Source organism: Marinobacter shunpengi, assembly GCF_045449695.1.
Taxonomy (GTDB): Bacteria; Pseudomonadota; Gammaproteobacteria; order Pseudomonadales; family Oleiphilaceae; genus Marinobacter.
In genome coordinates this window covers 100,976-115,080 of the sequence record NZ_JBJJKZ010000017.1, presented here as the reverse complement: position 1 = coordinate 115,080, position 14,105 = coordinate 100,976, and the positions used below count along the sequence as shown (strand labels likewise).

General features: G+C 62.1%; 15 protein-coding genes. 4 read left to right on the top strand and 11 right to left on the bottom strand.

What is annotated here, in order from left to right:
- Positions 1 to 57 precede the first annotated feature (57 nt).
- Entirely contained in the window at positions 58 to 2,283 is a 2,226-nt protein-coding gene (locus ACJO2E_RS15770) for an intermembrane phospholipid transport YdbH family protein (protein WP_406965079.1), read from the bottom strand.
- Positions 2,284 to 2,392: 109 nt separating this feature from the next.
- On the opposite strand from ACJO2E_RS15770, the gene ACJO2E_RS15765 reads away from it, so the two are divergent.
- The gene (locus ACJO2E_RS15765; RefSeq protein ID WP_406965078.1) at positions 2,393 to 2,800 is read left to right on the top strand and encodes an NINE protein; all 408 of its coding nucleotides are present in this window, start codon (positions 2,393 to 2,395) and stop codon (positions 2,798 to 2,800) included.
- Between the two features lie 25 nt (positions 2,801 to 2,825).
- Here ACJO2E_RS15765 and ACJO2E_RS15760 read toward each other — a convergent pair whose 3' ends face one another.
- From ACJO2E_RS15760 to ACJO2E_RS15750, 3 genes are all read right to left on the bottom strand, one after another.
- A complete protein-coding gene (locus ACJO2E_RS15760; protein WP_406965076.1) occupies positions 2,826 to 4,712 on the bottom strand; it encodes a DUF3857 domain-containing protein in 1,887 nt (628 codons plus the stop codon).
- Positions 4,709 to 5,347, bottom strand: a complete 639-nt coding sequence (locus ACJO2E_RS15755; protein ID WP_406965075.1) for a hypothetical protein — start codon at positions 5,345 to 5,347, stop codon at positions 4,709 to 4,711. The genes ACJO2E_RS15760 and ACJO2E_RS15755 overlap by 4 nt, the downstream gene beginning before the upstream one ends.
- 169 nt (positions 5,348 to 5,516) lie before the next feature.
- The gene (locus ACJO2E_RS15750; protein WP_406965073.1) at positions 5,517 to 6,455 is read right to left on the bottom strand and encodes a glutathione S-transferase family protein; all 939 of its coding nucleotides are present in this window, start codon (positions 6,453 to 6,455) and stop codon (positions 5,517 to 5,519) included.
- Between the two features lie 272 nt (positions 6,456 to 6,727).
- Between ACJO2E_RS15750 and ACJO2E_RS15745 the strand changes: the two genes are divergently transcribed.
- On the top strand, positions 6,728 to 7,264 hold the full coding sequence (locus ACJO2E_RS15745) for a fasciclin domain-containing protein (protein WP_406965072.1): 537 nt from the start codon (positions 6,728 to 6,730) through the stop codon (positions 7,262 to 7,264).
- Between the two features lie 147 nt (positions 7,265 to 7,411).
- Here ACJO2E_RS15745 and ACJO2E_RS15740 read toward each other — a convergent pair whose 3' ends face one another.
- Both ACJO2E_RS15740 and ACJO2E_RS15735 read right to left on the bottom strand, forming a co-directional pair.
- Complete coding sequence (locus ACJO2E_RS15740) at positions 7,412 to 7,972, bottom strand: LOG family protein (RefSeq protein WP_406965071.1); 561 nt, start codon at positions 7,970 to 7,972, stop codon at positions 7,412 to 7,414.
- 59 nt (positions 7,973 to 8,031) lie between these two features.
- Positions 8,032 to 9,459, bottom strand: coding sequence for an aminotransferase-like domain-containing protein (locus ACJO2E_RS15735; RefSeq protein WP_406965069.1), 1,428 nt, complete (start codon positions 9,457 to 9,459; stop codon positions 8,032 to 8,034).
- Between the two features lie 179 nt (positions 9,460 to 9,638).
- On the opposite strand from ACJO2E_RS15735, the gene ACJO2E_RS15730 reads away from it, so the two are divergent.
- Both ACJO2E_RS15730 and ACJO2E_RS15725 read left to right on the top strand, forming a co-directional pair.
- A complete protein-coding gene (locus tag ACJO2E_RS15730; protein ID WP_406965067.1) occupies positions 9,639 to 9,929 on the top strand; it encodes a hypothetical protein in 291 nt (96 codons plus the stop codon).
- Complete coding sequence (locus tag ACJO2E_RS15725) at positions 9,901 to 10,716, top strand: PhzF family phenazine biosynthesis protein (RefSeq protein WP_406965065.1); 816 nt, start codon at positions 9,901 to 9,903, stop codon at positions 10,714 to 10,716. Before ACJO2E_RS15730 ends, ACJO2E_RS15725 begins: the two co-directional genes overlap by 29 nt.
- Before the next feature lie 155 nt (positions 10,717 to 10,871).
- On the opposite strand, the gene ACJO2E_RS15720 is transcribed toward ACJO2E_RS15725, so the two are convergent.
- From ACJO2E_RS15720 to ACJO2E_RS15700, 5 genes are all read right to left on the bottom strand, one after another.
- Positions 10,872 to 11,489 (bottom strand): TPM domain-containing protein, encoded by a 618-nt coding sequence (locus ACJO2E_RS15720; RefSeq protein ID WP_406965064.1) that lies wholly within the window; start codon positions 11,487 to 11,489, stop codon positions 10,872 to 10,874.
- Between the two features lie 38 nt (positions 11,490 to 11,527).
- The gene (locus tag ACJO2E_RS15715) at positions 11,528 to 12,286 is read right to left on the bottom strand and encodes a TPM domain-containing protein (RefSeq protein ID WP_406965062.1); all 759 of its coding nucleotides are present in this window, start codon (positions 12,284 to 12,286) and stop codon (positions 11,528 to 11,530) included.
- Positions 12,286 to 12,903, bottom strand: coding sequence for a LemA family protein (locus ACJO2E_RS15710; RefSeq protein WP_406965061.1), 618 nt, complete (start codon positions 12,901 to 12,903; stop codon positions 12,286 to 12,288). The genes ACJO2E_RS15715 and ACJO2E_RS15710 overlap by 1 nt, the downstream gene beginning before the upstream one ends.
- A gap of 148 nt (positions 12,904 to 13,051) precedes the next feature.
- Positions 13,052 to 13,261 carry an acetyltransferase gene (locus ACJO2E_RS15705; RefSeq protein WP_406965060.1) on the bottom strand — a complete coding sequence of 70 codons (210 nt, stop codon included), beginning with the start codon at positions 13,259 to 13,261 and terminating at the stop codon, positions 13,052 to 13,054.
- An 84-nt stretch (positions 13,262 to 13,345) separates the two neighbouring features.
- On the bottom strand, positions 13,346 to 13,960 hold the full coding sequence (locus ACJO2E_RS15700) for a YgjV family protein (protein WP_406965058.1): 615 nt from the start codon (positions 13,958 to 13,960) through the stop codon (positions 13,346 to 13,348).
- Positions 13,961 to 14,105 lie beyond the last annotated feature (145 nt).

Here is a 14,105-nt window from a genome sequence, read left to right as displayed (position 1 = left end):
ATCTCCTTGTGGGGTTTGGCCCGACATGGCCGGGCAACTTGTTCGCTATTCAGAGGCTCACTGGGTTTCGACACCTTCCTGCATCAACCGTTCACGAACCCGCTCCTTCACCGCCTCGTTGACTCGACCGCTCAGTTGCAAGCTGGTCATCAGTGCCGGTATGTCCTCCTGCAGGTTGATATTGAGCACGACCGGACGGTCGCTGTCCACCTCCGGGCTGGATCCCCTGAGTTTCAGGTCCAGCAGCAGCGTGCCATCCTCATCATAGTTGATGCCACTTTCCAGCAACCGGTAGTGAAAGTTCTCCATGGTCCGGGCCACCAGCGCCATGGCGGCGTTCCCCTGCACCATGCCCCGGAGCTTGTCCGCCGGCAGTTGCAGGCGCCCGCCCGGCGGCAGGGCGGTAATCCGGCCATCGTCGATACGCACACCCTCCGGCCCCACCACTACCGGCAGCCGGCCTTCCAGGGTGCCCTCGCCGGCCAGGCCCTCGGTGGGGTAGAGGTTCATCAGGGCAGACAGCTGCATACCCCGCACATCCACTGGCACCCGCAGGGGCATTTCCCCCAGGTTCCAGGTGGTGGTTTCCGGGATACTCAGGCTGCCACCGGCAAAACCGGCCGACGCCTCGGTCAGGGTCAGGCGGCCCTGGCCCGGTGCGCCGGTGTCCGCCTCATAGTCGCCCCCAAGGCGGATGGGACCGATGGGCACACCCGGATTGAGGCTCGCCAGTTCGAGCGATTCCGTGCTTACCGACAGACGGTCCCCCTGCCACCGGCCCCGAACCCGGCCGGACAGCTCCTGCCAGGCCATCGTCCGGTGCAGGCCCGATGCCTGGTCGAACAGGATCTCACCGGAGATATCGGGACTCCCCTCCGGTGGCATGGCCAGGTTTGCGGCAACGTCAACGCGGCCCTTATCCAGGGTCAGGGATTCCGGCCAGGCGGCAAGCGTCTGTGCCAGGTGGTTGGCCTCGTCGTCCGGCGTGAGGACCATGGACAGGTCCGCCTCCAGTGCCCCGCCGGCGTCTCGCTCCACCTGGAAGGGCATGACAGCCCCGGCGGCATTGCCCAGTTCGCCGTCGGCGATCAGCGCCTGCCGCCAGCGCACGTTCGCCACCATCTCCCAGGCCTGGGTAACCAGTCCCGGATAACGCAGTTCTTCCGCCGAGAGCGCCAGGGGACCCTCGGCGCTGAACTGGCCATCATCGAGCCTGACCACCAGGCCCCCGGCCGAGAGGGCCACTCCGTCCAGCCACATCAGCGTGTCCCAGCCGAAGGCGTCCATATGGCGTACCCGGACCGTGGCGCCGGAAGCCAGGGTCAGCCGGGCGTCGGATGGAGCGACCACACCGGTTACCGGCAGGTCCGCCCGCAGGTCCTTCAACAGCCATCCAGACTGCGTCCAGCGTTCCAGGGCGGCCGTCAGCCGCCCCCGGGTAATTTCCAGGCGCCAGGGGTCTCCGGTATGCAGCACCACCTCACCCTCGAATGCAGGCCCTGCCCCGCCCTCGGACGTAAGCGCCACGTTCATCGGCCACTGGCCGGGGGTCGGCTCTCCCCCGGGGGAAAACCGCAGGGTGGCGCTGGCGGGCACCAGCCGCTCCAGTTCCGCTGCCATGGATCCGGGCAGCCATGGCCGGATACCGCTGATCCGCACCTCACCACCGGTGATGGTGCCCGCCCGTGCCCCGGATCCGAGGCGGACATCCCCCTGGATAGCCAGGGTATGATCGTCCCGGGCCAGGGTGGCATCCACCTGCGCCCGGGCCCGTTCATCTTCCCGGTGGAACTCAAGCTGCCCCTGGAAACGACACCGCGATCCCTGGCAGGGAAAGGACGCCTGCAACGACTCGATCTCCAGGTGACGGGGCAGCCAGAAGGGCATCGTATCCGGCAGGGTCAGTTCCAGGGCGTTGGCGCCGCGACCGGTGGGCGAGGTCGGGACTGGAGACGGAGAGGACGATGATGGCGGCTGGAGACTGCCCGCCTGGGTGATACGGGTAGGGCCGGTCACCAGGGTGTCCAGTTGCCAGTCCAGCCAATCCAGCGTGAGGCGGGGATCGGCGGCTTCCAGGGACAACGAGCGGCCATTGCCGGACCAGACCAGCTCCACGGAGCGGAAGGCAATCCGGTTCCAGCCAAGGTCGGTGCCGGAAAATTCGATGCGCTCGATGCCCAGGTCCGCCAGCCGGGCCTGGACCAACGACCAGCTACCCCAGGCAATACCGGCCAGCACAAGCAGGATAATCAGCAGGACGCGCAGGCTGCGACGGATGGTCAAGTCAAGGAGCCTCCCTCACACAAAACAGCATCCTACCAGCATAGCGATAGCGGTATCGCCCTGAAAATGATTATGATGAGCCGAACTTCCGGACGCATCAGGAGCTCCCATGGATATACAACGTACCGGCAATACCCACAGTGTTGTGATCGGCTACCTGCTCTGGATCTTCGGATTTCTCGGCTCCCACCGTTTCTATTACGGCAAGCCGGTGACCGGCACCATCTGGTTCTTTACCCTGGGGCTGTTATTTATCGGCTGGATTATCGACCTGTTCCTGATTCCCGGCATGGACCGGGAAGCGGATCTGCGTTACCAGGGTGGCGAGACCAGCTATAACGTCAGCTGGATCCTGCTGACGTTCCTGGGGGTGTTCGGTGTCCATCGCATGTACATGGGTAAGTGGATCACCGGGATTATCTACCTGTTCACAGGTGGCCTTTTCTTTATCGGGGTGTTGTATGACTTCTGGACCCTGAACGAGCAGGTCACCCTCAAGAACCGCGAGAGGTGGTAGTCAACGCCCCTTCGACACCGTGGCGCTATCGAAGGGTGCCGGTAAAGTCCAGCTTCGCCTCCCGCGCCATCAGTTCCAGCAGCTCCCGCAGTTCCGGCTGTTTCTCCGGGGGCACGTCCTGGCGGGGGACATCCAGCACACTGGTGACCCGGAAACGGCCACTGCCAACCGTTTCCACCGTCCGCGACAGGCGGCCGAAGCGGTGCTGGAAATCCAGTTCCGCCGGCGGGTCCTGCAGGGTCCATACGTCGCCCAGGTCCACATCGAAACGGCTGGTCACCCGGAGACCCGCGAACTCTGCCCCATACCTCTCATTGGCCGGATACATGCTTTCCAGCTCCGCCTTTAGCCAGGCATCGTATTCGACGTACTCCAGGTCGGTATCCACTGGCAGGAACGACGGGTAGTCCACACTGGACGATACGGTCAGTTCCGGGGACAGGGCGTTGACCTGGCCGAAATCAAACTCCGGCACAGCCAGGTCACTGATCACCGAGGCATACTGCTCCCGTGCCCATTCCAGCCGTTCACCGGAGGTCCGGCCCGCCAGCATTGAGCGCATGGAGCCCGCGTAGGCGCCGTGATAGGAACGGACCTGTTTCTCCGCCTGGCCGCCGTTCGGCAGGAAGGTCAGTTCGGTGCTGACATCCAGGGTCCAGCGGTAGTCGTCACGGGGGATAATCGTCGGCGTCTCGTTGGGACGCAGCGGCAGGGCCACCCGGCCCTGGATCCAGGCCGGCGTGCTGCCGGCATCCGTATAGGCATCGGTGGCGTCCATGCAGGTGGTGCCATCCAACAGGTCCAGGCAGATCACCATGTGGTCAAAATACCCCATGGAGGGCACCCCCAGCGTCTCCGGATCGCCCTGGTCGGTGGCCACCAGCACCGGATAGGGATCATAGCCCAGTTCAGTCAGCAGATAGGTCAGCAGGGCGGACTTGTCCTTGCAGTCGCCGTACCGGGACCTGAGCACGTCCGCAACGCTATGGGGGGTAATGGTGTTGCCATGCTCGGACAGCGAGACGTAGCGAATGTCCCTGGCCACGAAATCATGGACCCGGGACAGGCCCTCGGCCGCCGACGCACCCTCCGGTACCAGCCGGGCCAGCAGCGCATCGGCCCCGGTCACGTCGTCGGTGGCCCTGGCAAACTCCGTGCGGGCGCGGCTGACCACATCCGACCAGGTCATGGGAGCGGCGAGCACGATCCGGTCCAGGGTGTCGGCGATCGACATGCCGTCCTCCCACACCGCCGATGGCAGGTTCCGCCCCTTGCAGGTCAGTTTTCCGGGGGTCTCCCGGCAGCTCACCAGATCGCTGGAGTTGGTCCATTCCGGCGCCTCCTCCCCTTCCCAGCTTACCGACAGGCGGAAGTGCTCCAGGGGTCGGAACCACTGCGGGTACCAGGTTTCCAGCCAGGGCATTTCCTGGGCCCGGCGGTCTTCCACCAGTTCATACTCCAGCAGCGTCACTGACCCGGCGCCAATGCCGGGAATGGTCAGCACCGCCTGCCGGGAATCGGTAAAGATATTGTCCTGCTGCACGTTGGTCACCCGCACCGTGTCGGGGTCCATCTCCCGCAGCTCACCATAGCGGTCAACGGACGCCGCCGTATGGATGGTGAGGGTGTCGGAGTGCTGGTTGAAGGTTATGGTATCGGTACCATAGTCATGGGCATCCGCCGTGTCCGAATAGAACCACACTTCCCGGACACGCTTGCGGACCTCATCTTCACTGACATGGATCCGCACATCCTGTACCAGCAGGGTGAGCTGATCCGGCAGGCGCTCCCGGGCCTGGACATTCTCCGCGTACCGGCCGAGTATGGTGGTATCCGGCTCCCCCCACTGAACATTGCCACTGGCCGACACACTGGCCAGCAGCAGGATCCCCAGGATCATCCATTGCTTCATGGTGCTTCGAAGCCTCCTACCATCACCCGCATTTCCGGCTCCAGCCGCCCGAAGGAGCCTTCGGGGGTATTCAGGTAGCCGAGCATTTCATGGACACCCTGGTCGGTTTCCACCACCGTCCCGGCCCACACCGCCGGCTCCCCGGCACTCCGCCCCCAGCAGGTGTAATGGGACACCACGGACAGCGCCCGCCCCGCCAGGGTCCGATGTTCCTCGCAGGCACTCTGGTGCATGTCGTCATGGGCCATGGACTTGCGCCAGGCCACCACCTCGTCCAGCGTGTTGTCGGGAAAGTCGTTGATGACGATATGGGCGGATTCATGGGGACCGCGGAATTCATAGGCCGTATCCTCGTCACCGAAGACACCGGGCTGGATCCGCTCCCAGCCTTCCCCGGCCACGGGGAAGCGGACCTCACCATGATCACCGGTGAAGGTGGTGCCCGGGTCCAGGGTCTCCAGGCTGTCCACCGTCGGGAGCTCGATATCGATGCTGTGGAGAACCCACACAATCAGGGCAACCAGTACCAGCAGAATGATCCATCCGACCACCCAGTAACTGGACCGGGGCTTCGGTGGGCCGGGGAGATCCAGATCCATATCCAGGGGCTCGGTATCCCGGACGTCGGCTTGCATCGGCGGTTTCCTTCCGTGGCTGGTGATAAGCGGCAAACAGGGTCCCTGGAAGGTTACCTGTTTGTCATCATCGCATCCATGCGTCAGCGAAAAATATCAAAAACCGGATCACATTCCCGCCATCAAGGCCTGGATCATGATCCGGTTCACAGTTCTCCCGCACTCCGGGTTATTTTTCAGGGCTGATGCGGAACCCGTATCGGGGGAAATGCACATGGACCTCACCGGCCCGCTCATCCTCGCGACGGATAACAATCTCCTCCGCGTCCTGATACACCAGGGTTCCAGCCACCGGATCCACACCGTAATCCACCGCTGAGACCGTGACTGACGCCCCCACCTTCGCACCGGCCAGGTCTTCGAAGCCGGTCTCCGACAACGGTTCGGGATCGGTGTTGCGGGCAATCTCGACGGCGTCGGCCGCATCCAGCGCGGAGGCCTCGCCATGGCCACAGGCGGCCACCGCGTCCATCCAGGACAGCACCTGGGGATAGGGGTCCAGCAACTCCGCGATAGCCCGGTTGCCCCGGACAAACCACAGGGCGTGGTAGTAGGCGAAATCAGCAACGCAGGGCTCCTCGCCCAGCAGGAAAGTGCCGCTGTCCGCCAGTTGCTGCTCCAGCCGGCCCAGCAGCGTCGGCCATTGGGACAGGGCCTGGGCGGGATGCAACGGGGTGGCACTGCCGCCCTCAAACAGCTTCTTGCGGTCCGCCTGGAACGCTTTCTTCACGTCCTCCGGCGCCCCCTTGAAACGTTCGGCCACGGCGTGAGGCTGGAAATTCAGTGCCACCCCGTGCTGGAACATGACCTGGTCGGCAAAATGCGCGGTGCTGGCCGCCACGGCCTCCTTACCTTCCGGATACAGGGCCGGTAATGGCTGGATGCGGTCCAGTTGGCGGGCAATCATGGCGGTATCGCAATAGATATCCGCCCCCACCTGCATCACCGGGGTCCTGCGGTAGCCACCGGTCAGGGCCATCAGGTCCGGTTTCGGCATGATTCTCGGGATCTCCACCGACCGCCAGGCAAGACCTTTGAAGCCCAGCATCATGCGGGCCTTCTCGGCAAAGGGGGAAGCGTCGTAGTGGTGCAGGATGATATCGCTCATGGGGGCTCCTGGTTGACATTGGCACACTGGCCGGTTGCGTTATGCAACCACTTTAGCGGGATAAAGCGTTAACAACCAGACCAGGTGACCGGATCGGGGCCATCTCCGTTCCGACAACTGATAGACCAACTGCCATTACAGTTTGTCAATGTTAAGCATCTCATTCTGGCGATCCGCCGTATATCTCCTAGCATGGATAATGTGAATAACGTGAAACATGCGTAATTCAATGATCAGGGTAAATGCCGTACTAAATGGAGAAAGGAGTAAACATGAACATTCGAGGACTGTCTGCAACAGTTATTGCTTGTACTGTGTTTTCCATCCCTGCGTATGCTGATAACCATGGAATGGACGACAAGAAAACCGTTGCTGAACTTGTGGCAACATCCGATGAGCACACCGTGCTGGAAACCGCGATTGAGGAATCCGGGTTGTCGGCAAAACTGAACGGTAAAGGCCCGTTCACCCTGCTTGCACCGACCGACGAAGCGTTTGACGCATTGCCGGAGGGAACCCTGGATTCTCTGCTTATGTCGGAAAACAGTGACAAGCTCGAATCCATCGTTGGCTATCACGTTGTGGAAGGCCAGTTGATCCCTGGCTCAATGATCCTGATGCTCATTGAGGCTGGCGACACCCGTGGCTCTGTGACCATGCTGAACGGAGAACAACTGTTCATCAACAAGGAGAGCGATGGCAGTGTCACGCTTGAGGATGCTGAAGGTAACAAGACAAGCGTGATCAAAGCGGACCTGAAGGCCAGTAACGGCGTCGTGCACGTTATCGATCACGTCCTGATGCCCTGATCACCAGGTTATTGGAAAAGCAATCACCCACTATCACCCCGCCCCACCCAAGCAGTGGGGCGGTTCACTTCACGCATCAAGCCAATTGACATGCAATCATGGCAGTCTTTCAATAGAACGCATTGATGGCCAGACCGGATAACCGGATCAGGTCCACTTCCATTCCGGTGGCTGGTAACGCATCAGCGCCTGTAGCAGCGGCTCGGGTTGATCCTCCACCACCAGCATCTGGCGATGATGGGGTTTGAGGAAGCCGGAATCCGCCATGGTGTTCAGGAACGACAGCAACTGGTCGTAGTAACCAAAGGCGTTGTAGAGGGCACAGGGTTTGTCGTGGTAGCCCAGTTGCGCCCAGGTCCAGGCCTCGAACAGTTCATCCATGGTGCCGGGGCCGCCGGGCATGGCCACAAAGGCATCCGCCAGTTCGGCCATCTTCGCCTTGCGTTCGTGCATGCCGGAGACCACCTGCAGATCCGTCAGCCCGGGGTGGGCCAGTTCCCGGTTCTTCAGCGATTCCGGGATCACCCCATAGACCCTGCCACCACCAGCCAGTACCGCATCGGCCACCTCCCCCATCAGGCCAACCTTGCCGCCGCCAAACACCAGGTCGATACCCTGGCCGGCCATATAGCTGCCAAGTTCCCGGGCACTGTGGGCGAAGCGCTCGTGGTTACCGTGGCTTGATCCGCAAAACACTGCAATTTTCATGGTGGCGACTCCGAAGGCTGAAAGCGATAAGCGGCCATACTGCCACGGCTCCGGAGCCTTCACAATCGGGCGGTGGCACCCTCCCGCCGGGTTTCCGTCGCCAGTTGGCCCAGGGTGCGAATGGCCTCCTCGATCCGTGGTGTCCAGGGATTGGCAGCGTTCAGCCGCAGGCAGTTCTCGAACTTGCCGGTGGTGGAGAACATGATGCCGGGCGCCACGTTGATGCCCCGCTCCCGCGCCAGGCGATAGACGGTGGTACCGGAACAGCCGTCCGGCAATTGCACCCAGACCACGAAGCCACCACTGGGGCGGGTCACGGCGGTACCCTCGGGGAAATACCGGGCCACTGCCGAGCGCAGCCGTGCCGTGGCGTCCCGGTAGACCCGGCGTACCCCCCTCAGGTGGCGGTCGTAGCCGCCCTGTTCCAGGAAGTGAGCCACGGCCATCTGCGGCAGGCTGGCGGTGGCCAGGTTGGTAAAGTACTTCTGCTGACGCACCGCCGAAAAATACCGGCCCGGCGCAATCCAGCCCAGGCGCAGGCCCGGGGAGATGGTCTTGGAGAAGGAACTGCAATAGATGACATTGCCACTACGGTCGAAACTCCTGGCCGGCCGAGGCCGTTCACCGGAATGGGCCAGGTCACCGTAGATATCGTCCTCGATCAGGGGGACACCGGCATCAGCCAGCAACGCCACCAGCTTGCGCTTGTGATCGTCGGACAGGCGCATGCCCATGGGATTACTATGGTTGGTCACCGCGACGCAGGCCTTGATGGGCCACTGCTCCATTGCCAGTTGCAGGCCTTCCAGGCTGAGGCCCTCGGAGGGATGGGCGGGAATCTCGATCACCTTCAGGCCCACGATCTCGAGGGCCTGGAGGATACCAGGGAACGACGGCGACTCCACGGCCACGATATCCCCCGGCTCGGTCACTGCCCGCAGGGCCAGGATAATGGCTTCCTGGGCGCCGTTGGTGGCCAGGATCTCGTCCGGCGATACCGCCACGCCCAGGGCCACCATGCGCTGGGCCACCTGCCGGCGGAAAGCACTCTTGCCGGGGAAAGCGTAGTCCAGGGTGTCCAGGCCATGGCGCGCTGCCCAGATGGACGCCTGCTGAATCTGGCGGATGGGCAGGTAGTCCGGGTGCGGCACCGCCGTGGCCAGGGGCACCAGGCGCCGCTCCTCGTCGGAGCACAGGTCCATGGTCATCTCCCGGGCACTGACCGGCGAAGGCCCGGCGTCATGGCTGGACATGGCCGGCTCCGGCGCATCCACCGGGGGCACCCGCACGAAGTAGCCGCTGCGCTCCCGGGGTTCCAGCAGGCCCCGCCCCTCCAGGGTCTGGTGAGCCTGCAGTACCGTGGCAATGCTGACGCCAAGCTGCCGGCTGAGCACACGCACACCCGGCAAGCGCTCGCCATCCCGATAGACGCCGTCGCGGATCAGGTTTTCCACCTGGTCCGCCACCTGATGATAGAGAGTATCCATGGCACTATCCTTCCACAGTCCGGGAGCAAAGACGCAGTACAGTTACTGGCCGGAACAACCGGTACAGTTCGGATGACCGATTGCTCTGTACCGGTTCAATATCAGTTTAGCTGATTCTGTTATGGCAGGCTCGATAGCGGGACACTGGGTACCCAGACCACAGGAAAGGAAGCTGTCCCATGAGACCATCACCAAAAGCATCCCGTCCCCATCGCGGGGACCTGCTACAGGTACAGTCCGGCCCCAGTGTTGTGCCCGCCGATCCGGAGGCCAGGCTGGAACGGATGGGCTTCCGGGTGTCACGGCGCCCCGACGGGCACTGGACTGTGACCGGTTCCTCCCCGTTGCCGGAGCTGCACTTCTACAGCCGGATCGAGCTGGGGCGTTTCCTGCTCGGCAAGGCAAACCACTATCACCAATGGCTGAACTGGAGACAGCACCATGACAGAACTACCCCTCTATCAGGTTGATGCCTTTACCGACCAGGTCTTCCGGGGCAACCCCGCGGCGGTGATGCCGCTGGAGCAATGGCTGCCCGAGGATACCCTGCAGGCCCTGGCGCTGGAGAACCACCTGTCGGAAACCGCCTTCCTGGTGCCGGAACCGGAAGGCAGCGAAGCGGACTTCCACATCCGCTGGTTCACTCCCGGCGCCGAGGTCCCCCTGTGCGGCCATGCCACCCTGGCCAGCGCCTGGGTGCTGTTCAACCGCCTGGATTGGCCCCGGGAGAAGATCCGCTTCCGCTCACTAACCGGGCCGCTGTCGGTATCCCGCAAACCGGGAAACTGGCTGGAGCTGGATTTCCCGGTCCTGGAATACCAGTCGGTGCCCACGCCGGATATCCTCAGCCGCGCACTGCCGGGAGTGCCTGAACCGGTCTATGAAGTGCCCCGGGACACCAACCTGCTGGTGATTCTGGAGGATGCCAACGCCGTGCGTAACACCACCCCGGACCTGTCCATCCTCAAAAAGCTGGGCGACCAGGGGCTCATCGTCACGGCGCCGGGCGATGACTGTGATTTCGTCAGCCGCTATTTCGCCCCGGGCATAGGCATCGACGAGGACCCGGTCACCGGCTCCATCCACAGCGTACTGACGCCCTACTGGTCGGAACGCCTGGGCAAGCAGAAATTGCTGGCCCGCCAGCTATCCGCCCGGGGTGGGGAGTTACGCTGTGAACTGGCCGGCGACCGGGTGAAGATTGCCGGGCAGGCGGCGTTCTATATGGAAGGAACGGTTCATTTACCAAGCCGGTAAATCACTCGTCCATGGGGAACCCGCTTTCTCGAAGTAGACGCCCTGTTTCGCTGACTCCTCCAGGGAGTCAGCGAATGCCAGGTCGTGAGTGGCTGGGCGTGGCACTTCTTCAAACGCCGGCTTAGGGCTTCAACCAGGGGTTCTACCTGATGAACTCAGGGCAAAACCACCAGATGGTTGGGTAGCTGATTGCGTTCGTGGGTGGCCGGGACCTGTGCTTTCAGGTGCGTACCACAGGCTTCGATGCAGTCCAGGAAGCCCTGGCAGGTGTTTCCCTGGCGGACCTGCCGGGTAAAGTTCTCCACGATGCCTTCCCAGACCTTATTGTCCACCTTGGCCGAAATACCCTGGTCTACCAGGATTTCCACATAGCGCTCTGCCTCTGAAACGAAAATCAGCACACCGGTGCTATCCTTCGTATGGTGCAGGTTCTGCTCCAGGAAATGGCGACGGGCGAGATTGGAGGCGCGCCAGTACCGGACATGACGCGGGATCAGCATGGTGTTGATCTTCGGGATGCGGAACAGGGCACCCAGCACCAGAAAGACACCCCACTGCACCAGTAGCAGCGTGTGGACGCCAAACCACTCGGTGAAGTAGTTGACCAGCCCGGGCACCAGCAACGCCACGATCCCTGCCCATACCAGCGGGATATAGGCGTAATTATCAGCCTGGCGGGCCAACACGGTGACCAGTTCGGCATCGGTTTCCCGTTCGACCGCGTTGATGGCGGCCGCCACCTGGTCCTGTTCAGTCCTGGTTAATAGCGTCATAGATCGCTCTTGCTCTCAAGATAATGTGTCAACACAGGTTACCAGCCGCCGGAGGCGCCGCCGCCGCCAAAGCCACCACCACCGCCGCCGAAACCACCGCCACCAAAGCCGCCACCGCGACCTCCCATACCGGATCCCAGCAGCGCCCCGGCAATCAGTGCGCCCCGGCCGCGACCGCCACGGCCGCCGCCTCCACCGACGAGGGAGATGAACGAGACGATGATGACAAAGAAGAAAACCACCGCCAGCAGGTTCGGCTTTTCAGCAGGATCCCGTCCTGTCTGACCTTCTGGCACGGCCAGTGGCTCGCCCCCCAGCACCTGGATCATGGCTTCGGCACCCGCAATAATGCCCTGGGAGAACTCCCCCTGGCGAAAGGCCGGGGTGATGATCCGGTTGATGATGGTGGACGAAGCGGCATCGGTTAGCTGACCTTCAAGGCCGTAACCCACTTCGATGCGGATAGCACGTTCTTCTTCGGCGACAATCAGCAGTGCACCATTATCTTCGCCCTCCTGGCCGATACCCCAGTGGCGACCGAGCTGGTACCCGAAATCTTCAATGGGATAGCCCTGCAGTTCCGGCAGGGTAACCACAACCACCTGATTGGTAGTAGCTTCCTCGTGGGCTGCCAGCATGCTGGTCAGTCTGGACTCAGCGTCCTGGGACAGCATCCCGGCCTGATCCACCACTCGCCCACTCAGTTCCGGAAAATCCGGCGTGGACTGTGCCCAGGCCGGGGCCTGGAGCAGCAACAGCGCAATAAACGCAATGCAGGGGCGCAGCAATACCTTCATCAGAACTCAACCTGTGGCGCGTCTTCGGCGTTTTCGGTGGTTGCCTCAAAGTTCTCCCGCAGCTCCATGTCGCCGTAGAGCAGGCTGTGCCAGATTTTTCCGGGGAAGGTTCGGATTTCCGTATTGTACCGCTCGACCGACTGGATAAAGTCACGCCGGGCAACGGCAATACGGTTCTCGGTGCCTTCAAGCTGCGACTGCAGCGCCAGGAAATTCTGGTTGGATTTCAGGTCAGGATAGCGTTCGGAAACCGCCATCAACCGGCTCAGGGCACTGCTTAGCTCGCCCTGGGCCTGCTGGAACTGCTGGAGTTTCTCGGGGTTGTTGAGGATGCTCTCATCCACCTGAATGGAGGTGGCCTTTGACCGGGCCTCAATCACGGCCGTGAGAGTCTCCTGTTCCTGGGCGGCAAATCCCTTGACGGTTTCCACCAGATTCGGCACCAGGTCGGCACGACGCTGGTACTGGTTTTCCACCTGGGACCACGCGGACTTTACCTGTTCATCGTAGGTGGGAATGTTATTGATCCCGCAACCGGTCAGCAGCGACACAAGGGCCAGCAGCGATGTCAGTTGCCAGAAGGTCCATGAACCGGACCGTCTTTTCAGGTTTGTCATGGTTCAGCGCATCCTGTTCATAGCGAAAGGCACAGGCCGGCTCAGGCCAGCCTGATATACCGTGAGGGTTTCTTACCATAACACCTCACATCCGCCGGGTCGCGAACCACTTGTTAAATCAGAAAATTCATCAGATGGGACACCAGGATTACTTCCGCCGATAATCCGGATCCGTCCAGCATTGGGGCAAGGGTTCGCCGGAGGGAAAGACCAGTGCAGTCTTGGCGATGGGCTCGGGATCCTGGGCCTCTTCACCGTAGTGCACGCTACCGGTGACTTCGGGCTCATTGGGGTCGAAAAGGATCTTGATATCACTGATTTCCACCAGATGACCGGTGGATTTCTCTGCCAGGAGCATACAGGTTCTCCTCTGTAAGAGGCGGGATAGCGAGTGGTGTTCCTATCACTCTGGTTCCGAAGCACCGATTCTGCAACCCGCTGATCAGCCGCCGTAATCCCGGCGATCGGAAATGTTAGCGGAAGGGGATGAGTCAGCGGTCGTGCTCGGACCGACCTTGTCCACCGGCACCTCCGGGTAGCGTTTCCTGGCCCGGGCCATGCGGATGATGGTGACGATGTTGGTAACAAAGATCAGCCCCTCGGCAAGGCTGCCCCCGATGGAGCCAATGATCAGGTTATTGAGCATCCAGGCGAACGCCGCCAGCCCCAGGACGACACGCATGGCAATGCCCCGCAACAGGAACATGGCCACCGTGCCCAGGGTCGCGGCGGTCAGCGGAAACACATCAACCCAACTGCGCCAGGTCAGGGCCGCTGCCACCAGGTTGGCCGCCAGTACCGCCCACATGACCCACTGGCTGCCGGTGAATCGCCGGGCCAGCACGATGCGCACGATCACCAGCACCGTCAGCGCGGCGGCAGTCCAGCTACTGAAGAAGACGAACTGGAGCGCGAAGGCAACGTTGGCGGATATCAGCAGCACCAGCAGGCGGTCATCGTTCTTGCTGGAGAAGGCAACCAGGCAGATGGCCAGGGCCACCAGCCCGAAGAACTGACCGGCCAGGATGGCGGGGGACAGGCTTTCCAGGTCGGGCATGACGCTCCCCATGTTGAATGTATGGGCTGAAGGCCCCGGATCGCCTTCCGGCCAGATCGTTCGTGAACATTACCAGATCCGTCGATGACCCTGTGATCATTGCACAACCGTCATGGTCTGGCAGGACGATTTCGAGTCGTTTACT